Raw genomic sequence first — 21,922 nt, 5'->3', positions numbered from 1 at the left:
CAGCAGTCAGCTAAGAAATAACTCAAAGGCGGCCAGAGTAGTTGACGCGTATCGGCCAAGGTAGTTGACGTCTAATAGTTTAGCGTCATAGTTTTATTCCTTTGGAAAGTGAAGGGAGATATTGCTGATATGCCGTTTATTTCATTCGCTGATGGTGAAAGTTCCCTTGTTGGTAAACACCCTGGCTTCAACGAAACTACAATTAATACCCTTCTGCTGGAGTGGGTTGCCGAAATGCCAGGTCAGGCCATCAGCAAACTGCATGGTGGTGGGGGTGAATTCCCCCTTTTTGGGCACCCAGCCTTCAACCGTGATGCCCTGATAGGTGACGGTGCCCTTTGCCAGCAGTAGGCATCTACCCCGGTTTACATCAATATTCTTGATCTGGATGCTGTCAGTCCTGGCGACAACAGTGACAAGCAGCTCAAAACCACTTTTCTGAACATCGAGTTTAATAACATCATTTTCAGCCGCTCCGGAGGGCGCAGACAGAGTTACAAGTAGTGAGATGGCAGCGGTGACGGGATAAAGAGTTTTCATCTGAGTCCTTAAGACGTGATCAATCATGCGATTCATCACATTGATTTTTAATAAATAAAATTCTAATCAAAGCAATCCCTGAGGGATTCTATAACCCAATTTTGATAGTGGATAATGAATAAACCCGATCGGTTCGATCGACAAAATCGATCGTGATTCAGCAAAATTGCTTGTGGATGGTATTAACCGAAAAAGAACGACCAGATGCTACGCGCAGCACGAGCCACGGTATGAGTTACGGCGTGAAGAGCATTGCGGGCTACCTGAGGCATAGGTATCAGGTTAATGACGTGATCAACGGTGTCTGCCACGAGCTCTGCGAAGCTGTCGCGGGCGGTGCTGGTGGTATAAGCCGTGCGGTAAGCACTGTGAAGGTGAGGTACTAGTGGGCTGCGGGCCTGCTTTGGGAGCTGGGTGATCATGGCCTCCACGACTTTAGCCAACTGGTAACGCCCCTTGACTGATACCGGCAGAATGTCATCAGCAGCCACAGGAAGTTGACGGGCTACGGTTTGGCGTTTCAGTACAATATGCTGCGTTTGTAACGCAGAAGGCTGTGCGGATGCCCGGTTCCACTGCTCGGCCGGTTCGGTTTTATCCACCTGATTGAGAACCCATAGCAACGGCGGCAACGGTCCGTCATACTGCGCAAATACTGCCTGATAAAACTGCTCTTCCACCGAGAAGGCACGGTCATCTGCTTTTAGCACCCACAGCACCATATCAAGCTGTGGCATGAGATTCCGGTACAGTTCACGATATTCATCATCGCGGGAGACACTCTCACCCACACCGGGTAAATCCACTAAAGTCAGATAATGCTTCCCGAAGTGTAAACGGACACGTTGTGGCTGACGGGTGCAGGCTTCTACCGCATTAACTGCACAGACCTCACTGCGGAATAACGCATTGCACAAACTGCTCTTCCCGACGCCGGTTTTCCCCATGATGCCAATCACCGGTTCATAGGTCACAAGCCGGCTAAGCTCATGAATTAAAGACTGACGCAAGGTGCGGGGATAGCGCCTCAGATGGCGACGGATCAGAGTATATCCTGAAGGATTTTTCATGGTGGATTCCAGATAGCAAAAAGGCCATCCGATATGGATGGCCTGTCAGAATGAAACAGTAGGGAATTCAGTAAGGTGATATATAGATGAGATTTTTTTACTTTTGACCTTCTGTCTTTTTACGTTTTCCTGATGGTGAGTAAGTAAAGTTATCTGAGAATACTTTAGCTCTTGAGCCCGGAATCGTGTTGTATTTCTGAGCCTGAAGGCGGAAAAATTGTTCATGCCTCTTACGGTCATTTTTTAACGGTTCAGGGCTGCTGTATTGATTAGTAGTCAGGAGGATTTTCCAGGCGTTATCCCCCTGAGCATTATAAAGACTGATGATCCCGGCTTCCGGGACATGAAACATTAATCCCTCCACATCGTTTCTGTCAGGTTTATATTCATCATCAAATGCATAAAATACAGCCAGTTCTTTTTCTTTTTTGGATGAGCTACTGGTTGCCAGCCATTCGAACCAGATATCTTCAGCAAAGTGAGCGTTTAGATCGTCAACACTGAAGAAAAAATTCACCAGGTAAAAAGGTTTGAATTTTTCATCAATAACAATCAATCGAGTATATGCACAGGCCGGGTCGTATTTAGCTTGTTGTTTTAATCTTTTCGTCATCTCGTCAAAACGCCGCTGAAGCTCTTCTAGCGAAGTTTTCAGAGCATCATGAGAAAATATCTGGGTATGTGGATCTTCGTGTTTCTGAATCCAGTCATCAGGAAGATAGAATGCAAATGGTAGCAACGTGATTTTTTTGTGCTCAGCCAACAGCGATTTGTATTTTTCACACAGATAGCTGGCCGTATCTTCTTTATCAGCCACTGATTTTTTCAGCCATTCTTCCTGCGCTATCGTCATACCTACATTAATTTTACAAAGGTCTCTATTCCGGTAATTAATTCTCTGCCGACCTTCATAACGTATTTTCTGTTCGGTATAGAGGTAGTCAAGAAAATCGATCGGAACCTTATTTTTTCCTGCAGAGTTTCTTGTAAGGGAGGTTTGAGGCTGGTCGTTACGTATGACATTTTCGTCAAAACAGATGAAGGTATAACGATCGCTGATTTCACCGTAGGTTAACAATTTTACTTTACGACCTGTATCTTTCTTGCGCAACTCGAAAGCTCTCAGATCACTCATCATATCCGACATTTCATTCTCCCTTCGCACGCTTAGATGATAATTATTATCATCATCGCTGTGCTTAAATGTTGTCCTGACTTGTTCGATTCTACGCTTGAAACAGACATTTTTTAAAGGAAAAAGATGCGGATTTTAAGGTTAAATCATATTTTTATTGTTGATAATTAATAGGTTTTTTAGATGATCAAAATGGAGTGGGCGTATACGGTCTGGAGGGAGCATTGGAGTCTTTCTGGATGACTACTTTAACCTATTTAGCAAAGTCGCTGCCAACAATCTACCTGTCAAGGCAATGCAAGCTGATGTGTACCTGAGCGACCACAGCATCATTTTTTACATCAGTCTGCATTAATACGCTAACCTCACTGACAGCCTCCGATACCAGCAAGTTGCTTTAGTCAGTATAAAAGCAACGAAAGGCAAAATGCGAATGACTCTGTCGCTTGTGTGATTAACATCAAGCTCAGAGAATGGATATGGGCAGCAATACCACCCGAACGTATTTATCAGGGGACGTGAATTTAGGTATTATTATTGTTACTTAAAGAAGTGCTCTGAATCTTCACAGTTATCTGACCCAATTAAAATACTCAGTATTACCCTCTCCACATGCCTATTTATCAGGTGATTCAACCTAAGCCAGTTACACCTGAATCATTCAAATCTGAAGTATTTCTCTCATCCAATGTTAACCACATTGAGAGAGCCCACATGACTTATCGAATCAACCTGAACTATACCATCGATGATGAACTCTTCTCCACGCTGACGGATCACATGGAACAGATGCGAGACAGATACTCCGACATTATTCCACTGCGTATGGACTTCGCTTACAAGACGACCAGCCAACGTTTTATTGACCGCTATCAAGACCACTGGGATATGGACATGTACCGGCTGGCTGAGCGGGTATTACGCTCTGGCTGCGTTATTGGCTATGCGTGGGTAATGGAGTTCACTCACCAACATGGTTTGCACTTCCATGCCGTGTTTTATCTCAACGGGCAACGTAAACGCAATAGTTATCGCTCGGCTCGTGTTATTGCTGAGGAGTGGCGGGACATTACCCATGAAGCCGGAATATTCGATAACTGCCAAAAGAAGATTTACCACAAAGTCAACGGGGGCAGGAGTTTGCACTACCTGGACCGCAAGGGCTATCGGGATTTGGCATTTATCCTGAGCTATCTGGCGAAAGAGGAGCAAAAAGACACGCTGGATGCCAGGGTTTGTTGGGTTAGCGATATACCTGTGCGAGGCGCTGGCGGCAGACCACGTTCATGTGCCTCCCGGCGTTAATCCAGTCTTACCTGGCGATTCAACGAATAGGTATAACGAAACTTATCGCCGTAGATGGATTCCGTATCCAGCACAAAGTCCAAAAGATGTGGATCCTTTGAGGCCCGTTTTAGACGTAACAGGTCTTCTGCACAACTTGTATCTGAGCCCCTTGCTTCCACCAGAAATATTTCTTCTCCAACCTTGAAAGAATCATTCGGGCGCGGGCCACCAATCACAAAACACTCAGCTCGAAGTCCTAATGCCAGAACAGCCCCGTAGAAGATATTGTTGTCAATGGTATCCACGGGTTTGCCATCGACTATCACAGTCATCCTGTTAACAAAGGCCGTTCCCATACCGTTGTTGATGGCATAAATTCCCCACTGATTTTTTCGACCATCATTGGCGAAATAGGCATTTATCCTCGGTTCTACAGAAATATGGTTGTGCTTGATTTCCTCTCTTCCCTGCCAGATAGCGAACCCAAGTGAAATAATGGCAATGATGATGCCTGTAAGCGCGAGGATTGAGTCCCGGTACGTTGTCAAAAAATGGCGCATTAACGGTGTTTCCTAACGATAAATTGAGCGGCTTCAATGCTGTGTTGTTGGTCAGGCACACGCTGTCATTAAGGTAAATAATACTGTTTCTAAAGAAGAGATATTTCTCATTATCATTCTTTCCCCCGAGCTATCATCACATTACCCCGATGCTGATGGCTGATGCTATCCAGCAAGACTGTTCCGTCTGATCGACATACCGATAATCTTCCCGAAGGGAATATCTCATGATACTGATTCTCTATCTCGTGATCTGCGTATCCGTCAAATCTGAAGTCTGTGCCTATTCCCATGACAAACATTCACTGGAGAATGGCACATGGACTCCCCCAACATTACCGATACCAATCTTAACTACGTCCAGCACCGTACCCTACAACGTTACCTGCGTCATCACCTCTTCCGATTATATGAACGCTATTCCAAACTTCTGATGCTTCGGGTCGATTTTTACTACTCATTGAGCAGTGACGCCTGGCTCCATGCTGATAAACATTCCACGGCGGCAGACATGACCCTGCTACTCCAGCGCTGTGATGCTATGGCAGGGTTAGTCGGATTTACCTGGGTGTTGGAACATACCGATCAACACGGTTTTCATATCCACGCTGCGTTTTATCTCAATGGTCAGCAGCATCGGCAGGTATGGCCGACCTTTAAAGCCCTGCAAGCTCTCTGAGTTGATGTCACTCCGGGTGAGGGGCATGCTTTTCGCTGTACACCGCAGAAGTATTACAAAGTGCAGGGAGAGCGGGTGACGTCGCATAGCGATACGAAAGGCCGTAAGGGTATGCAGTACATCCTGAGCTACCTGAGCAAACAGGACCAGAAGGGCGAGAAAGTGGTTTGCCAGTTGAGTGATGTGCCTGCAGTCAATCGCTGCGGACGTCGAAGGGGAACAGTCGGGCAATAACCGTCGTCGATTAAAAACTACGCCACTGCCACATCGTTTGAAGAAGTGCGCTGATTTCCACTAGCCATTCCTTCTCCCTTACCACCAACGGAGAAAAAACGATGACCACCCCAGCAAATATTCTCAGCGATAAATTCGTCAATATGGCGTTTATCACCCAACTCACGGGCCTGAGCGACAAATGGTTTTACCAGTTGATTAGCGAAGGAAAATTCCCCAAACCTATTAAATTAGGTCGCAGTTCCCGCTGGCTTGAGAGCGAAGTGGAAGCCTGGCTGCAGCAGCGTATAGCCGCCTCACGGAACTGACCACGATGCGACCCAGAAGTATCCCTACCCGCTGGATATGCGACAAATGCCGACGACAGTTCTGCGGTGCCAGGCCCTGTCCCTTCTGATATCAGGTCAATACATCTGAAGCCTCGTCATAAACCGGTAACGGTATAAGCCATTACCGCTGCACACGTCCCCTTAATCGAGTATTTCCGCCATGCGCATCCACTGCCTGCCTATACCGGGACGGGTTACTGCTGCCTGTCCCATGGCAAAGGACCAATACGATGTACGCAAAATCCTTCTTAGCTCACGATGGCAACGTGCACCTCACGGGTGCGAACGCTGCCCAGATTTACCCTTACGACCATTACACCTGTCACCTCTGCGCCAGCCCGCTGGTATTTCATCCTGAGTGGAGTACCAACCGCCCATGGTTTGAGCCCACGGATAACAGTCGCCACTACTTCCCGTACGTGCTCCCGGAGGCGGAGGAAGCGCCGGATACGCATGCTACGCCGTTACGTACCGGATGTACTCCCGATAGTGCGTAAGGCTGACTGGTTCTGTTCTGGTTGCGACAGCCATTACCGCGGAGAACGCTACTGCGTGGATTGCAGTACCGGTGAATACAGTACTGAAATCTACCATCAATAGCTGGTCCCGCGCCTTCATACCTGTGCCGTCGCTCAGGCGAGGTATCACATAAGGAATATTATTATGCAATTTCGAACTATTCGTACCGCATTTGACCATGAGGACAATATTGTTCGTGCCAGCGAGTTGACGCCTCGCTCCCGAGGAACCTGGTTATGCCGCTCCTGTCGTAGTGCTCTTCGACTGTGCTGGAGGCACGACAACGGTGGGTACTTTGAACACGACCTTGAGGTGGCAGAAAACATCATACTGAAACATTGCGAATATCTGATCACCTCATCACCTCCACCACCGTCTCCTTTCACTCAAGCGGTCAGTGAAATTTTGCAACGTACTGAATCGAAACCAAAGAAGCCGAGTTCCAGGGATTATGTCTGTGTGCTTTGTCAGTATGAATATCATGGCTCCAGACAATGCCCTGGATGTGGTGAACATATCTACATAACCGAAATGAAGGACCTGGATACGGTAACCAGACCGAAGAAATTTGCACAGTAGGCTGGGTACTTCCCCGTGCAGAATCGATCGGCGCTAACGATCAATATCGAAAAACCGATCTATTAAAACGATTATCTTTTTTCCACCCTGCCTAGTTATCCTTGTCTCACAATGCTCGCAGAAAAGCCTTTGATTACGGTTGGTTATCCAGCCTAAGCTTGCTGCGCCCATTTTTCAAGTAACCCAAATCTAGTGGCCACAAAGGCGTGGAAAGATGAAGAGATGTGCACGATGCAACAAAAAAAGAAGCGTCCTTGAGCGGTGGCTCTCACTCGATAAAGAATTCTGCGATGAGTGCTTATTTGATATCACCCAGGAGATCAGGGAAAGACGAATTATTCCTATTAGGCGCTTTAAAGATGACAACCAAGGGAAATCGTAGCCCGGTATGAAGAATAGTATCGACATTAGCGTCATTATTCCTGCTTACAATGCCGCTGCGACTATTGGTTGTCTGGTTAATAAAATCCTCAGCGAAACCCACGTAGCTATTGAACTTATCGTTGTCGACGACGGTTCTACGGATGATACCGGCAGCATTATCCGTCAAATCCACGATGACCGGCTCATTCTCATTGAGCAGGCCAATCAAGGGGTCTATGCTGCCCGAAATGCTGCTCTAGCCTTGCACCAGGGAGAGTGGGTGATTTTCCTCGATGCTGACGATGATATTGTCGACGGGTTCATTGAAAAACGATGGCAAACAGCTAGTACGTCGCAAGCCGACGTCGTGATCTTTAATGGCTGGCATTCTGGCGCTGACCATCATCGAAGAGCCGTTCACACAAAGCAGCCCTATGAGGCGACTCTGTTAGGTCATGAGTGGATCAGACACTGCGTTACCCGCCGTGAATGGCCGCATTACTTGTGGTTGCAAATGGTCAGGTCATCCTATATCAGACAGCATTCACTATGCTTCCAGTCCGGCAAGAGCCATAAAGACATTCTGTGGACGGTTCATCTTGCGGCGAATAATGGCCGGTTCGGTATATTGGATGTTAAGGATTATATCTATATCAGTAATACAGCATCTATCACGCACCGACCTGATTACTACTATGTTCGTGCAATGAGCTATATCGAGGTGATCGCAGAAATCATCCGCTTGGCGGAACTAGATCAAAACAAAAAAATAAAAGTGTTTTTGTACAGGCATGCGCTGGTGGAGGCTCGTCATTTTTTGGGGCTGTATCGAAATCGTGTCGAAGATAAATCGGGCGTGACAACAGACTTTAAATCGCACATCTCATTCGCCAGTTTATTCAGAGGCATCAGCAATTTTAGCGATGTTTTTTTCTATATAAAACTGGTAGGTAATCTCCAATGCTAACCTTCAGCCAGCAATGTGTTTCATGGCTTTTATAATTGATGTAGTTATCCACGATCTGAATCACCACGGGTCATCTAGGCACTTCCGAGCAGTTGATAGTATTGGTTTTCATATTCCGCCGGTGACATCTGATCGCTCGAACCATATCGACGCTTATTGTTATAAAATATTTCGATGTAATCAAAAACATCTCTGCGGGCTGCTTCCTGCGTTCGGTAGACCTTTTTCTTTATACTCTCGCGTTTCAGTAGCTGGAAAAACTGCCTGCAACTGCGTGATCATGACAGTTACCGCGGCACTCATGCTAACTCTAGGCTGTGCGATTTCAGGAACGATTGCCACTCATAGCTTGTGTATTGGCTACCCTAGACGCTCTTCTCGGCCTGAGCATCTAATTGTTTCTTGTTGGTGGAAGAGTCCAGCCCGTACTTCTTTATCCAGGCGTAAAGACTGTGGGTGGTGATATCGAGACGTGTTACCACGCTGGAAGTAGAATGGCCACGATAAACAAACTGTTTGACTGCTTAAATTTTAAACTCTTCGGAATAACGCTTGCCGCTTATGACACCTCTCTGTAAGTCATCTTAAATGGCTCGAAGGTGCCTGTTAAACCCGTGGAGACTCAGTTGGCACAACTCATTTAGTATCACTAACGTAAGAATTTTAAACTCCCGGGCAATTATAAAACAATATTATATCAACAAGTTAACTCGAAATCATGAATCTAAAGGCCGATGTCCCCAGCATATTATAATACGCAATATATGTCATCAATGGTTCCAGTGACAAAGTGATTTATTGCCTAAAATATGATACCCTGACACAAAGAATTTGTGGCTGTACTGACGTTAACCTACAAAGTCAAAGCACCATCACCTAGACCAGAGAGACAGATGAAACAAGAAACGGTCATCCAAAAAATATGGAGTCTTTGTAACATCCTGCGTGGCGACGGGATTACCTATTATCAGTACGTGTCAGAACTAAGTTACCTACTGTTTCTAAAAATTGCCCAAGAAAATGGTTCAGAAAAGCAGCTCCCAGAAGGCTGTCGGTGGGCAGATCTAACTGGGCACGGCGAAGAGGGACTACTCGGTTTCTATCAGGAAATGCTTACCCGGTTAGGGGCGTCCGTAGACAGCGAGGTTATCAAAGCAATTTATGCTTTTCCAACGACTGTTTTTTCACATTCAGCGAACCTGAAGGCAGTGGTTGACGGTATTTCTAAAATAGCATGGCATCAAGTTGGAAAAGACGGCTTTGGTGATCTTTATAGTGGTTTAATTGATAAAAGTGCCCAAGACAGTCGCTCTGGAGCCGGTCAGTACTTCACACCAAGACCGCTGGTCGAATCTATTATTAGGCTGATTCAACCAACAGTTGATGAGTTGATACAAGACCCAGCAACAGGGAGTGGTGGTTTTTTAGTTGCTGCAGATAGTTACATTCGTCGTTCAGTACCTACGGATCTATACAATAAAAATCCACCAAAATACCAAGGCGTTGAAATAGAGAAAAACACTCGTCGAATTTGTTTGATGAATACTTTTTTACACGACCTAAATGCAAATATTATTTACGGTGACGCACTCACTGATGATGCAGTCGAGCTGGAAGCCGCAGATGTAATAGTAGCTAATCCACCGTTTGGAAATAAAGCAGGAAGTAAACGCACTCTGCGGAAAGATATTCCATTTCCCAACACCAATAAACAACTCGCTTTCTTACAGCATATTTATCTTGGTCTTAAGGAAGGGGGACGAGCTGCTGTTGTATTACCGGATAATGTATTGTTCGAATCCGGCGTCGGTACGGATGTGCGTCGTGATCTAATGAATAAATGCAATTTGCATACCATCTTACGTCTTCCTACGGGTATCTTCTACGCCCAGGGAGTGAAAACTAATGTATTATTTTTCACGAAAGGTAAGGCAATCAATAAGACCCAGAACGAAAATTGCACCAAAGATGTTTGGTTTTATGACCTGCGTACTAATATGCCTAATTTTGGAAAACGAACTCCCTTTAGTGAAATACATTTAGCGCCATTCGAGCGGGTGTATGGTGTAGACAACAATAGCCCAAACATGCGTAAAGAGGGTGAGTACAGTTTTAATGCCGAGCAAGTAGAAATAACACAAACAGATGAAAATCAACATATTGATCCTCGTTTAGCCCATAGTCGCTGGCGAAAATTTTCACGCGATTGGATCCGCGAATATAAAGATGATTCTCTAGATATTAGTTGGCTGAAAGATAAAAATAGTGTCGATGAGATGAACATTCCGGAACCTGAGGCGTTAGCACGTGAAGCCAAATATGAATTAGAAGTTGTGTTAGGAGAAATAGATGGAATATTAGCTGCACTAGAAGGGGACAATTGATGACAAACTCACATCATTTTCGTGAGCGAGAGAGTTTACCTGATGATTGGCTTATTACTTCTATAGGTGCAATTTCTGATGTTGTATCTGGTGGAACACCCAAAGCCAATAATCCAGATAACTTTGCTGAACCTGCTAAAGGGATTGCTTGGCTAACTCCAGCCGACCTAAGTGGTTATACAGCGAAATATATTAGTCACGGAGCTAGAGACCTTACTCAAACTGGTTATGAATCCAGCTCAGCCAAATTAATTCCCGCAGGAAGCATATTATTCAGTAGTAGAGCGCCTATTGGATACGTAGTTATCGCCAAAAACAATATATCTACAAATCAAGGTTTTAAAAACTTTATTCTCCCAAATGGAATTGATTCAAGCTATGCCTATTATTTTCTCCGAAGCATACGTGAGTTAGCCGAAAACTTGGGAACAGGTACCACGTTTAAAGAGATCTCAGGTTCGACAGCTAAGACATTGCCCTTCATTCTCCCCCCGTTAGCAGAACAAAAAATCATCGCTGATAAACTCGATATTCTACTGGCGCAGGTTGAAAATGCTAAAACAAGCCTAATTCGTATCCATAATATCCTAAAACGCTTCCGCCAATCAGTGTTGGTTTCAGCGGTAAGTGGGAGGTTAACTGAGGGATGGAAGAAAGAAACAAGCCCAGAATGGGTTGAAAAAAAACTTGAGAATATCGCCGCTAACATTGTGGATTGCCCACATTCAACTCCTGAATGGAGTGAGAAAGGGAAATATTGTGTTAGAACTACTGCATTTAGCCCATTCTATTTAGATTTGTCTGAGCAAGGTTTCGTCAGCGAGGCCATATATCAGGATCGCATTCGTCGCCTAAAACCAATTGAAGGGGATATCCTATACAGTAGAGAAGGAACTGTTGGAGTTGCCTGCCAAATTCCTCCAGGGATTGAGCTATGTTTAGGGCAACGTATGGTACTCATTCGTTCTGGGCGTGAAGTTAATTCAAAATATTTAACAATTGTTCTTAACTCAGAAAAAATTCTCTCAATTGCTAGAAGTAAAACACTTGGGAGTACTGCTTCGAGAGTAAACATGAAGGATATTCGAAACTATCCTATTCCCGTTCCTTCCCTGAAAGAACAGGTAGAAATAGTTCGGCGAGTTGAAGAGCTTTTCATATTTGCTGATACGATCGAAAAAAAAACAAATATTGCATTAGATCGAGCTAACAATCTCGTACAATCCATTTTAGCCAAAGCTTTTCGTGGTGACCTTACAACTAATTGGCGGATAGCTAACCCAGACTTAATCGCTGGAAAGAATAGTGCGCAAGCGCTGCTAAAAAAAATAAAGTCAGAGCGCGAGATAATAAAAGAACATCCAAAGACAAAGAGTACGATAATTAAAACAAAGGTGGGGAGCCGTATGAAAAAACAAATTATCCCAGTTGTAGAAGCATTAAAACAAGTCGCTGGTCCACTTACTGGTCAACAGCTTTTAACTGCCGCTGGCTACCCTATTGACAGTACCACTGAAGAGTTAGAGAAGTTCTTTTTGGACATTCGTGAATCCTTAATTCGTGAAAAATCCATATTGAAACTGGAACGCAGTGATGACGGACAAGACTGGTTTGCACTGGCTGATATTAATAAAAAGAGCTAAGGAAAGCCAATGAAAGTCGATAAATTACATATTCGTACGCGCTTTAAAAATCTTGAAGATGTTCAAGTGGATTTTGATGAAGAGCACTTAATGACTGTTGTTGTAGGTCGTAACGGTTCTGGAAAATCCAATGTGCTGGAGGCTTTGGTATCAATATTCCGCAACATCGATTTGGGCGAACCACCACTTTTTTCTTATGAACTGGTTTACAGACTTGGCCAGCCTCATAAGTCAGACCAACCTAGCGATAGATGGTTAGAAGTAACGATTGATGCCGACCCAACTCGAGGGGCTTTGTCCAAGCAATATGAAGTTAGTATTCGTAATCTATTAAGTGATCAACTGACAGATTTATTTGACGAAAATTCAAAGAAGCAGCCAATACCTTTTTCAAAGTTAAAGCGTGACAAAAATGGCAATGCACCTTATTTGCCTAAGTATGTATTTGCCTACTACTCAGGTCCCAGTGATCGACTGGAAAACTACTTTAAAAAACACCGAACAGATTTTTACAGACGTTTACTTCAAGACAAACTGGATCTAAAAGGAGATATTCGCCCTCTTTTTTACGCCAAGCCATTCCACAGCCAATTCGTTTTACTAGCTTTTTTCTTGAACGAAAATGATAGTATTGAGAAAGACTTTTTGCGCGAACATTTAGGCATCGAAGAGTTAGACAGTATTCATTTTGTGATGAGACAACCTGGTTGGGCCAAAGAAAAAGGAGAGCTTTTTTGGGGATCATACGGCGTTGTGCGTCGTTTTTTAGACGAATTAATTAAGCATAGCTTATCTCCAGTAAAAGTGACGCGCCTCGAAGATACATCATTAACAGGAAAAAACATCCGCAACGAGTTTTTTCATTTATTTTTACCAGACGTAAATGCACTACGCAAATTTGCCAAAGATCTTAGTGCCGATGAATTATTTAAAATGCTAGAGAGTACGTTACTATCTGAAATAATTTCCGAAGTTAGTATTCGTGTAAAAATTTCAAGTAGTGAAGAACCACTCACCTTCCGAGAGCTCAGTGAAGGCGAACAGCAATTATTAACCGTTTTAGGCCTACTTAAATTTACGGGTGGAAAAGACTCTCTATTTTTACTTGATGAGCCAGATACTCACTTAAATCCTTCTTGGGCGGTGAAATATTTAAAATTTCTTCATGACTTTGTGCCCAATCATGAAACTAGCCACTTATTGATGGTCACTCATCATCCTCTAGCCATTGCAGAATTGCAAAAAGGGCAGATACAAGTTATGAAAAAAGATAGCAAGTATCAGATCCACGCAATCGAACCAGAGGAAAGTCCTAGAGGAATGGGTATCAATCTTATCTTGCGCAGTGATATGTTTGGCCTATTAACAACTCTTGACGATGACACTAATCAAAAGCTAATCGCTAGAAATTATTTGGCTGCAAAAGATAATTTATCAAAAGTTCAACTTGTTCGTGAAATGGGTAAGCAACCTGAAGATGAAGAAGAATATCTCACCCGGCTAAATACTGAACTGGGAAAACTAGGCTTCAATCTAGCGACTGATGACCCTGATTATCATGAATTTCTGCGTAAAAAATATCACCCTACGTCAGAGGAGGGAGCATAATGCGCTGGATATGTAAGGGAGAGATCGAAGAATGCTTAACTCAAGCTTGGCACACAATGGCCGAAAAAGCTAAAGCTGAAATACTCGCTGCTCCTGATGCAAAATCAAGAAAAGAGATATTAAAACGGCTTACTTCCAGTAAGGTCTGGCGTGATTTTTATGATCTTTTACCCGATACATTGAAGAAAAAGTGCTGGTATTGTGAATCTGAAGAAATCCGTTCCGACGTGGCAATTGATCACTTCAGACCAAAAAATAAAGTGGAGAATGATAAAGAACATGACGGTTATTGGTGGCTTGCATTTGATTGGGATAACTATCGCTGTGCATGTACATTCTGTAATAGCCGCAGAAATTTTGAAGAAACTCAAGGGGGAAAAGCATGTAGATTTCCTCTTGAAAATCCAGATGAACGAGCATCGAATCCTGAGGACAATGATAAGCTTTGTAACGAACGGCCTAATTTTCTTGACCCATATAATCAAGATGATGAAAAGCTCCTTTGGTTTGATAATGATGGTCTTCCTACTTCTAAGCCAGGAGCAACTGCGGAGCAAAAAATAAAAGTCGAAAATTCTATCGATATATTTCATTTACACGAAGCCCGTATTGTTAGAGCACGGAATAGATTACGTATTGAAGTAGAGGAACAAATTAAAAAAATAAAGAACAATGATGATATACAAGGAGCAAAGGCGAAACTTAAGCGTATGGTACGTGATACTGAAAAATTCTCACGCGCTGCCGTTGTTTATTTAAGAGCACATAGAGAATTACCCGAAGTAAAAGATATATTAAATCTAGAATAGATCGCATATTCTATTTTCACACAATTAGTTTTTATTGCTGCACATTTTACATGACTAATTTCATTACGTGGGGAAGATTCCCCACGCATCGTTTAAACTAAGGTTTAGAGTCAAAATCTGTACAACATGGGCATAGATTACCAACGCCATCCCAATAGTCCATTTCGTCCTTAGGCCAGCTTGTTGAGCACACATCGCATTCAACCTCTATATTACCACTTTCCGTAGCCCTACAATGGGTACATTCATAACCTGTCGGTGAGTTATGGTTTGGTATCATAGTTTCTTCTCCGCAAGAATCACAAATATAGCAATTCCAATCTACAAGATTATATTCCTTAAATCGAACACCTCTGAACGCTTCTGAATGAGCTTCTCTCACATCAGCATGTGCTTCTTGTAATTTACTTTCATATTCATCAGCAAGCATTTCAAAAATTTTAATATTTTGTTTATGCACAGCATCATTAAGATCACCTAGCCCAACATAATCGGTAAACTCATAAAATCCTCTCATTAATCTACCAATAGTTAATCTAATTTGCTTTGTATCCATTTCAAATGCATAGTGTTCAATATTATTTCTTATTTTTTTTATAGCTTTAATATCTTGCACCAATTCATCATCTAACTCTCCTTCTGAATAAATAAACTCAATTGCATCATCCACTGTAATTGTATAAGGATCATCAACATTTTGTACTATTCTTGAAAAGTCATATGATTCTGATTCCAATAGCTCGAAGGTATTGAAAATCCCAAGCGCTCGTTTTTTCGCTTCTTTTTTTATCTCTTTATAAACCTTAGAATAAATTAAATTTTCATTTTTATCCCATAAATATGCTTTGAGTGTTAACTCCATAAAATGGCAGAAATGGAGCAATACAAATTTATGGGCCCTGGCCTCACCTCGGAGTCCAAGTTCATACTTGAGCAAAGCCTCATTAAGACTATCAATTGCATTAGCATATAAATCCAATTTATACTTTCCCATATCCCCTCTCGTTAACCAATTGAAATATAATTAATTTATTTCACATAACTAATTAAAAATAAGAAAATATACTATTTCGATTATTTGCATTTTTATACATCCATTCCCAGAGGCTTTATCTATAAAAGCGAAATTTAATTCAAAATAGATAGAATATGAACCTATCTATTTAATATACTGTCTACTTTGGGATAATGCCCGCTAATTTCCCTGGAGAATTGATCGTGTGAAAATCAAACGGGCTGATTCCTTGCTTCCGATTTGCATCCAGATAATCTGCCCACCACTGCAGCATAAGTTTGCGTTCTGCAAGATGCTCCGCCTTATGGATATAAGCCGCCCGAACAGAACTACGCTCCTGGTGGCTCATCTGCCGCTCTACCGCATCCTTCGACCACAACCCCGATTCGATCAATGAACTACATGCCATAGTCCTGAAACCATGCCCGCAAACCTCAACCTTCGTATCGTAGCCCATCACCCGTAGCGCCTTGTTGACCGTGTTCTCACTCATTGGTTTACGTGGATCATGATCGCCAACGAAGATCAGTTCACGATTTCCACTCATGCTTTTGATCTGCTCCAGAATGGTCAAAGCCTGGAGAGATAAAGGAACAAGATGAGGAGTCCGCATTTTTGATCCTCTATGTGAATGCTTCACCCCCTCCAAAGGCTCACGCTCTCCCGGAATCGTCCACATTGCATTTTCAAAATCGACTTCTTTCCAGCGTGCAAAACGTAGTTCACTTGATCGTATGAAGACTAACAACGTCAGCTCCACAGCTAAGCGTGTTAGTGGCCTGCCGTTATATGTGTCAATACGATGAAGTAGTTCAGGAATGCGATTAAGCTCTAGCGCAGCGCGATGTTGACGTTTAGCTGTAGCAACCGCTCCAGCGATCTCTTGTGCAGGGTTGTAGTCGATTAAACCGCTTTGCACGGCAAATCGCATAATTGCTGTTGTTCGCTGTTGTAGTCGTGCCGCCACCTCAAGACGTCCAGACATCTCCACGGCTTTAATGGGAATAAGTAAATCTCTGGTTTTTAGCTCAGCGATATTACGCTTACCAATCGCATCGAACAGATTATCTTCCAGGCTTTTAAGAACACGGCCACTATGCGACTCAGACCACTTTTGATTGCTGGCATGCCAGTCTCTGGCAACAGATTCAAAAGTGATGACCTCTTTAGCCTGTTCTTCTTTTACGGCACGCTTATGCTCACGAGGATCAACACCGGCAGCAACAAGCCTCCTGGCCTCTTCCCTCTTTTGACGAGCACCAGCCAGTGAGGTTTCGGGGTAAATACCAAATGCCATCAGGTGTTGTTTACCGCCAAAACGGAAACGAAAGCGCCAATATTTGGAGCCGTTAGGGTGTATCAGCAAAAACATGCCGTCGCCATCGATGAGCGAGTATTCCTTTGCTTCAGGTTTTGCCGAGCGCACCTTGGTATCAGTCAGGGCCATGATGGTATTCCTTCCATATGCTGCCGTGAGTATATAAGCATTATCGAACCAGCATATATACTCGGTTGTATACTCACAAGCAGGTTGATGTGGGGTAAGTCAGATTGATGTCGGTTGACTGAAAAGCGGGGCAAAGCCTTGCGGGGACTGGATTTTAGGCATAAAAAAAGACCTCAGTTGAGGTCCATTTACATACTAATGGTGCCGAAGGCCGGACTCGAACCGGCACGTATTTCTACGGTTGATTTTGAATCAACTGCGTCTACCGATTTCGCCACTTCGGCACTGAAGGGGATGCGGAAACGTTGTGGATTATACCTGTCGCGCGCCGCCATGCAAGCGACGACGCGCTAAACCCGCGCTAAGTGCCCAAAAAACCAGCGCCCTTCGTCACTCCAGCTCAGACACCGCCAGACGAATCACCCCCGCCGCCTTCTGCTCCGGCAGCGCCAGCACCTTCGCCCACATCTCCTGCACCATATCGCAGGAGAGCTTCTCTTTGCCCGCCGCCTTCTCCGGCATCTGCAGCAGTTGGATGTCCTCGCCGTACTTATCGGCAAGTGCCTTCATAATCGGTCGCACATCCTCGACAGCCGCCTCGCGTTCGGCCGGGGTCACGGTGTGGCGGTTTTTGCCGTAGGCCGCGCGCATCATGTCGGCGTCGGCCTGCATGCGCCGCGCCATCAGGTCTTTATCCAGCATGCGCATCGGGTTCACGCCGCCCTTCACCGTCGGGTAGAGGAAGCGGAAGCAGGCGTCATCGCTCACCTTCTGAATGGCGGCGGTCTGCTCCATGTTGATGGTCATGTAGTTCACCACGTTGGCGTCCGGGGCGTTTTGCAGGCGCGACATCTGCAGATGCAGGATCTGCGGCTGGATGGTGTCGATAATCTGCTGCTCCGGCTCGCCCGCTTTTTGCAGGGCGGCCATCTGGTCCAAGATACGCTGATGCAGCGCGGGCTCCTGCTCCTTAATCACCTGCCAGGCGGGCATTTCGTTAAGGGCGGTATCCATCTGCCGTTCCGGAGCACGCTGCCTGTCGAAGAACACCCAGAACGCCACGGCGGCGGCCACCACAACAACCATCACGGTACGGGTCCACGTTTTATTCATCTCGCATCCTTATCCTTGAGTTGTGCCGGTTTACACCGGCACGCCGCTGTGGAAGCGAAACTCGTTGTCCGGTGTCGAGATAAGTGTGGCTTCAATTTCGCCAAAAAGCTGTATGCGCGGTGAGATATCGTCGTCGCTCACCTGCTGGGCCAGCGTCAGGTAGTCCTGATAATGGCGTGCTTCCGAGCGCAGCAGCGAGAGATAGAACTTCTGCAGGTCGTCGTCGAGGAACGGGGCCAGCGCGGCGAAGCGTTCGCAGGAGCGGGCTTCGATGTAGGCACCGCAGATGAGCTTGTCGATCAGCGTCAGCGGTTCGTGGGTGCGCACTTCCTTCAGCATCCCTTTGGCGTAGCGGCTGGCGGTGATTTTGACGTACGGAATATCGCGGGCCAGCATCGCCTCGCGCACCTGCCAGAAATGGTGCAGCTCCTCTTTGATCAGCAGCACCATGCTGTCGATGAGCGCCTGGCCCCACGGGTCGTCGGTTTTGGGCATCACGCTTTTGCCAATCTGCCTGTGCAGGGCGATGAAGTCCGGCTCTGGGCCGTCGCGGAAGGTGAACTGTTCGTAGGGCTTGAGCCAGTCGAGCAGCGCGTCGGCACCGCTTTCGTCGGCGACGTATTTACGCACCAGCAGCAGCGCGGTCTGGGCGGCCTTGAGCTCGCACACCATGTGGTCAGTGAGCAGCAGCGGCAGGTTCGCCGGGTCGCGGGCTTTATCAATCCATGCTTGCGGGGTCGGGCACTGGAGGAAGTTGAGTACGGGGGCGAGTATCTGCGGGTAATCCATGGTTCTGCCTTGAAAAAGCGGTGGCGTGCGCCACCGCCTGAAACGCTTAGTGACGCACGCCGTCGTCGTCTTCGTCGACGTAATCCTCGTCGTCGCCTTCTTCGCCGTCTTCACCGTTCGGATCTTCGAAGTAGGTTCCCCAGCCGTCGTATTCCACTTCAAACTTCTCGGCCAGGTTCATCAGCTGTTCGACCTGCGCGTCGATCAGCTCCGCCTTCAGCGCGCCTTCGCTCAGGATGTCGCAGCAGATGACGGTGTCGCCCTCTTCCACTTCCAGCTCTTCCGGCTCGGTCACTTCGTAACCCAGCTTGAAGGCTTCCACGGCCAGTTTTTCCAGCGCGTCGAAATCATCCGCAGAGAAATGGTGCTCGATGGTGTACAGCGCGTCCGGATCGCTACCGTCTTCCAGCAGTTCTTCAATAATCAGACGCGTCTCTTCGCGTTGCTCTTCCAGGTGTTCCGGGTTTGCCATGGCTCAATCCTCTTTAAAGTGCGGCAGATACTTCTATTTTCACACACGGACGGGTTTGCCTCCACCTTTGTAAGAAAGAATTGTGAAACGGGGTTGCAAATGAATAATTACACATATAAAGTGAATTTTAATTCAATAAGTGGCGTTCGCCATGCGAGGATAAGATGTCCGATTTATACAAGAAACACTTTCTGAAACTGCTCGACTTTACCCCTGCACAGTTCACTTCTCTGCTGACTCTTGCCGCACAGCTCAAAGCTGATAAAAAAAATGGCAAGGAAGTACAAAAGCTTACCGGTAAAAACATCGCGCTCATCTTCGAAAAAGACTCGACCCGTACACGTTGCTCTTTCGAAGTTGCCGCATTTGACCAGGGCGCGCGCGTCACGTATTTAGGGCCGAGCGGCAGCCAGATTGGGCATAAAGAGTCAATTAAGGACACCGCGCGCGTGCTCGGGCGGATGTACGACGGCATTCAGTATCGCGGTCACGGCCAGGAAGTGGTCGAAACGCTGGCGCAGTATGCAGGCGTGCCGGTGTGGAACGGGCTGACCAACGAGTTCCACCCGACCCAGCTGCTGGCTGACCTGCTGACCATGCAGGAGCACCTGCCGGGCAAGGCGTTTAACGAGATGACGCTGGTCTACGCGGGCGACGCGCGCAACAACATGGGCAACTCGATGCTGGAAGCGGCGGCACTGACCGGGCTGGATCTGCGTCTGGTGGCCCCGAAAGCCTGCTGGCCGGAAGAGAGCCTGGTGGCGGAGTGCCGCGCGCTGGCGGAGAAGCACGGCGGGAAGATCGTCCTGACGGAAGACGTGGCGGCGGGCGTGAAGGGCGCGGACTTTATCTATACCGATGTGTGGGTGTCGATGGGCGAAGCCAAAGAGAAGTGGGCAGAGCGGATTGCGCTGCTGCGCGGGTATCAGGTGAACGCGCAGATGATGGCGCTGACCGGCAACCCGAACGTTAAGTTCCTGCACTGCCTGCCGGCGTTCCATGACGACCAGACCACGCTCGGCAAGCAGATGGCGAAAGAGTTCGATCTGCACGGCGGAATGGAGGTGACCGACGAGGTGTTTGAGTCGGCGGCGAGCATCGTGTTCGACCAGGCGGAAAACCGGATGCATACGATTAAGGCGGTGATGGTGGCGACGCTTGGGGAGTGATTGGGTATTCTGCGTGCTGGTGCCCTCACCCCGGCCCTCTCCCACAGGGAGAGGGAGAAAACCCAGCCTGTAGGCCCGTGCAAGCGAAGCGCCGCCGGGCGAATCAGGCAACGATGCGGCCTGATGCCCTCACCCCGGCCCTCTCCCACAGGGAGAGGGAGAACACCCAGCCCGTAGGCCCGTGCAAGCGCAGCGCCGCCGGGCGAATCAGGCAACGATGCGGCCTGATGCCCTCATCCCGGCCCTCTCCCACGGCGAGAGGGAGAACACCCAACCCGTAGGCCCGTGCAAGCGAAGCGCCGCCGGGCAAATCAGGTGACGATGCGGCCTGATGCCCTCACCCCGGCCCTCTCCCACGGGGAGAGGGAGAACACCGGCGCCATTTCATTGATTTTTCACCCCGAAAAAGGTACGTTTTCGCCTTAATTCCAGCGTGGACATACCAGCATTATGCCGATTATTCAGTCTGTTGAACGTGCGTTGCAGATCCTCGACCTGTTCAACGAGCAGGCCACCGAGCTTAAGATCACCGACATCAGCAAACTGATGGGGCTGAGCAAGAGTACCCTCCACTCGCTGCTGAAAACCCTGCAGCTTCACGGCTATATCGATCAGAACCCGGAGAACGGCAAGTATCGCCTCGGCATGAAGCTGGTCGAGCGCGGCCATTTTGTCGTGGGCTCGATGGATATTCGCCAGAAGGCGAAAGGCTGGCTGACGGAGCTGTCCCAGCGGACCGGGCAGACCACCCATCTGGGGATCCTGGACGGGCGTGAAGGGGTCTATATCGAGAAGATTGAAGGCAAGCTGGCCGCCATCGCCTATTCGCGCATCGGCCGCCGCCTGCCGGTTCACGCCACCGCCATCGGCAAGGTGTTGATTGCCTGGCTGGGCGAACCCGAGCTGAACGCCCTGCTGGAAGGCTATCAGTACACCACCTTTACGCCCGCTACCCTCGCCTCTCGCGAAGCCTTAATGAGCGCCCTGGCGCAGACCCGCGAGCAGGGTTTTGCCCTGGACAGCGAAGAGAACGAGCAGGGCGTGCGCTGCGTGGCGGTGCCGGTGTGGAACCACGAGTCCCGCGTCATCGCCGCCCTGAGCCTGTCGACGCTGACCTCCCGCGTGGACGACGCCGAGCTGGCTAACTTCCGCGAGCAGCTTCAGCAGGCCGGGCTCCAGCTCTCACGTGCGCTGGGCTACCCGGCCTGAGC

At 46.9% G+C, this 21,922-nt stretch carries 22 protein-coding genes, 1 tRNA gene and 3 pseudogenes; 14 read left to right on the top strand and 12 right to left on the bottom strand.

Going from position 1 to position 21,922, the window contains the following annotated elements; translation table 11 throughout:
- Positions 1-141: 141 nt before the first annotated feature.
- The 3 genes from FU672_RS19160 to FU672_RS19150 all read right to left on the bottom strand — a co-directional run bounded on the left by FU672_RS19160 (position 142) and on the right by FU672_RS19150 (position 2,757).
- Positions 142-540, bottom strand: a complete 399-nt coding sequence (locus FU672_RS19160; protein WP_148244428.1) for a hypothetical protein — start codon at positions 538-540, stop codon at positions 142-144.
- A 182-nt stretch (positions 541-722) separates the two neighbouring features.
- Positions 723-1,610: a GTPase family protein gene (locus FU672_RS19155; RefSeq protein WP_148244427.1), complete on the bottom strand. Its 888-nt coding sequence runs from the start codon at positions 1,608-1,610 to the stop codon at positions 723-725.
- A gap of 97 nt (positions 1,611-1,707) precedes the next feature.
- Positions 1,708-2,757: a hypothetical protein gene (locus tag FU672_RS19150; RefSeq protein WP_148244426.1), complete on the bottom strand. Its 1,050-nt coding sequence runs from the start codon at positions 2,755-2,757 to the stop codon at positions 1,708-1,710.
- A gap of 702 nt (positions 2,758-3,459) precedes the next feature.
- Here FU672_RS19150 and FU672_RS19145 point away from each other — a divergent pair.
- A complete protein-coding gene (locus FU672_RS19145) occupies positions 3,460-4,050 on the top strand; it encodes a YagK/YfjJ domain-containing protein (protein WP_187360831.1) in 591 nt (196 codons plus the stop codon).
- On the opposite strand, the gene FU672_RS19140 is transcribed toward FU672_RS19145, so the two are convergent.
- The gene (locus FU672_RS19140) at positions 4,047-4,592 is read right to left on the bottom strand and encodes a hypothetical protein (protein ID WP_148244424.1); all 546 of its coding nucleotides are present in this window, start codon (positions 4,590-4,592) and stop codon (positions 4,047-4,049) included. The two genes, FU672_RS19145 and FU672_RS19140, sit on opposite strands and share 4 nt — an antisense overlap.
- Positions 4,593-4,911: 319 nt before the next feature.
- Between FU672_RS19140 and FU672_RS25410 the strand changes: the two genes are divergently transcribed.
- The 6 genes and pseudogenes from FU672_RS25410 to FU672_RS19115 all read left to right on the top strand — a co-directional run bounded on the left by FU672_RS25410 (position 4,912) and on the right by FU672_RS19115 (position 8,262).
- The gene (locus FU672_RS25410) at positions 4,912-5,271 is read left to right on the top strand and encodes a hypothetical protein (RefSeq protein WP_316043732.1); all 360 of its coding nucleotides are present in this window, start codon (positions 4,912-4,914) and stop codon (positions 5,269-5,271) included.
- Positions 5,272-5,346: 75 nt separating this feature from the next.
- Positions 5,347-5,505 (top strand): hypothetical protein, encoded by a 159-nt coding sequence (locus tag FU672_RS25405; RefSeq protein WP_316043731.1) that lies wholly within the window; start codon positions 5,347-5,349, stop codon positions 5,503-5,505.
- Between the two features lie 101 nt (positions 5,506-5,606).
- Positions 5,607-5,813 carry a helix-turn-helix transcriptional regulator gene (locus FU672_RS19130; protein ID WP_148244423.1) on the top strand — a complete coding sequence of 69 codons (207 nt, stop codon included), beginning with the start codon at positions 5,607-5,609 and terminating at the stop codon, positions 5,811-5,813.
- 251 nt (positions 5,814-6,064) lie between these two features.
- Positions 6,065-6,434 (top strand): annotated as a pseudogene (locus FU672_RS19125) (putative zinc ribbon protein).
- A 63-nt stretch (positions 6,435-6,497) separates the two neighbouring features.
- A complete protein-coding gene (locus FU672_RS19120; protein WP_148244422.1) occupies positions 6,498-6,932 on the top strand; it encodes a putative zinc ribbon protein in 435 nt (144 codons plus the stop codon).
- A gap of 388 nt (positions 6,933-7,320) precedes the next feature.
- The gene (locus FU672_RS19115) at positions 7,321-8,262 is read left to right on the top strand and encodes a glycosyltransferase (protein ID WP_148244421.1); all 942 of its coding nucleotides are present in this window, start codon (positions 7,321-7,323) and stop codon (positions 8,260-8,262) included.
- A gap of 74 nt (positions 8,263-8,336) precedes the next feature.
- On the opposite strand, the pseudogene FU672_RS25205 reads toward FU672_RS19115, so the two are convergent.
- Both FU672_RS25205 and FU672_RS25200 read right to left on the bottom strand, forming a co-directional pair.
- Positions 8,337-8,627: pseudogene (locus tag FU672_RS25205) on the bottom strand (IS3 family transposase); the annotation flags it as partial.
- Positions 8,628-8,825 (bottom strand): annotated as a pseudogene (locus FU672_RS25200) (transposase). It abuts the pseudogene before it with no gap.
- A gap of 330 nt (positions 8,826-9,155) precedes the next feature.
- Here FU672_RS25200 and FU672_RS19105 point away from each other — a divergent pair.
- The 4 genes from FU672_RS19105 to FU672_RS19090 are packed head-to-tail and all read left to right on the top strand — an operon-like array spanning position 9,156 to position 14,706.
- Positions 9,156-10,646: a class I SAM-dependent DNA methyltransferase gene (locus FU672_RS19105; RefSeq protein WP_148244420.1), complete on the top strand. Its 1,491-nt coding sequence runs from the start codon at positions 9,156-9,158 to the stop codon at positions 10,644-10,646.
- Positions 10,646-12,289 carry a restriction endonuclease subunit S gene (locus FU672_RS19100; protein WP_148244419.1) on the top strand — a complete coding sequence of 548 codons (1,644 nt, stop codon included), beginning with the start codon at positions 10,646-10,648 and terminating at the stop codon, positions 12,287-12,289. The genes FU672_RS19105 and FU672_RS19100 overlap by 1 nt, the downstream gene beginning before the upstream one ends.
- A 9-nt stretch (positions 12,290-12,298) precedes the next feature.
- Positions 12,299-13,897 carry an AAA family ATPase gene (locus FU672_RS19095; RefSeq protein WP_148244418.1) on the top strand — a complete coding sequence of 533 codons (1,599 nt, stop codon included), beginning with the start codon at positions 12,299-12,301 and terminating at the stop codon, positions 13,895-13,897.
- A complete protein-coding gene (locus FU672_RS19090) occupies positions 13,897-14,706 on the top strand; it encodes an HNH endonuclease family protein (protein WP_148244417.1) in 810 nt (269 codons plus the stop codon). Before FU672_RS19095 ends, FU672_RS19090 begins: the two co-directional genes overlap by 1 nt.
- Before the next feature lie 97 nt (positions 14,707-14,803).
- On the opposite strand, the gene FU672_RS19085 is transcribed toward FU672_RS19090, so the two are convergent.
- From FU672_RS19085 to rraB, 6 genes are all read right to left on the bottom strand, one after another.
- Complete coding sequence (locus tag FU672_RS19085) at positions 14,804-15,700, bottom strand: hypothetical protein (RefSeq protein WP_148244416.1); 897 nt, start codon at positions 15,698-15,700, stop codon at positions 14,804-14,806.
- A gap of 181 nt (positions 15,701-15,881) precedes the next feature.
- Positions 15,882-17,168: a tyrosine-type recombinase/integrase gene (locus tag FU672_RS19080; protein WP_148244415.1), complete on the bottom strand. Its 1,287-nt coding sequence runs from the start codon at positions 17,166-17,168 to the stop codon at positions 15,882-15,884.
- 199 nt (positions 17,169-17,367) lie between these two features.
- A tRNA-Leu gene (locus FU672_RS19075) sits at positions 17,368-17,452 on the bottom strand.
- 106 nt (positions 17,453-17,558) lie between these two features.
- Positions 17,559-18,281, bottom strand: a complete 723-nt coding sequence (locus FU672_RS19070) for a topoisomerase II (RefSeq protein ID WP_148244414.1) — start codon at positions 18,279-18,281, stop codon at positions 17,559-17,561.
- Positions 18,282-18,311: 30 nt separating this feature from the next.
- Positions 18,312-19,070: a tRNA isopentenyl-2-thiomethyl-A-37 hydroxylase MiaE gene (gene miaE, locus FU672_RS19065; RefSeq protein ID WP_023324078.1), complete on the bottom strand. Its 759-nt coding sequence runs from the start codon at positions 19,068-19,070 to the stop codon at positions 18,312-18,314.
- A gap of 46 nt (positions 19,071-19,116) precedes the next feature.
- A complete protein-coding gene (gene rraB / locus FU672_RS19060) occupies positions 19,117-19,542 on the bottom strand; it encodes a ribonuclease E inhibitor RraB (RefSeq protein ID WP_029739283.1) in 426 nt (141 codons plus the stop codon).
- Between the two features lie 99 nt (positions 19,543-19,641).
- Between rraB and argL the strand changes: the two genes are divergently transcribed.
- From argL to xynR, 3 genes are all read left to right on the top strand, one after another.
- Positions 19,642-19,737 carry a putative translational regulatory protein ArgL gene (gene argL / locus FU672_RS25005; RefSeq protein WP_213705005.1) on the top strand — a complete coding sequence of 32 codons (96 nt, stop codon included), beginning with the start codon at positions 19,642-19,644 and terminating at the stop codon, positions 19,735-19,737.
- Complete coding sequence (gene argF, locus FU672_RS19055; RefSeq protein ID WP_148244413.1) at positions 19,707-20,711, top strand: ornithine carbamoyltransferase; 1,005 nt, start codon at positions 19,707-19,709, stop codon at positions 20,709-20,711. Before argL ends, argF begins: the two co-directional genes overlap by 31 nt.
- A gap of 450 nt (positions 20,712-21,161) precedes the next feature.
- Positions 21,162-21,920 (top strand): DNA-binding transcriptional repressor XynR, encoded by a 759-nt coding sequence (gene xynR, locus FU672_RS19050; protein WP_148244412.1) that lies wholly within the window; start codon positions 21,162-21,164, stop codon positions 21,918-21,920.
- Positions 21,921-21,922: the final 2 nt, after the last annotated feature.

The sequence above is a fragment of the Enterobacter asburiae genome, from assembly GCF_008080435.1.
In the GTDB taxonomy this organism is placed as follows: domain Bacteria; phylum Pseudomonadota; class Gammaproteobacteria; order Enterobacterales; family Enterobacteriaceae; genus Enterobacter; species Enterobacter asburiae_C.
Note: the sequence above shows the minus strand (reverse complement) of the source record. Positions and strands in the feature narration are given on the sequence as shown.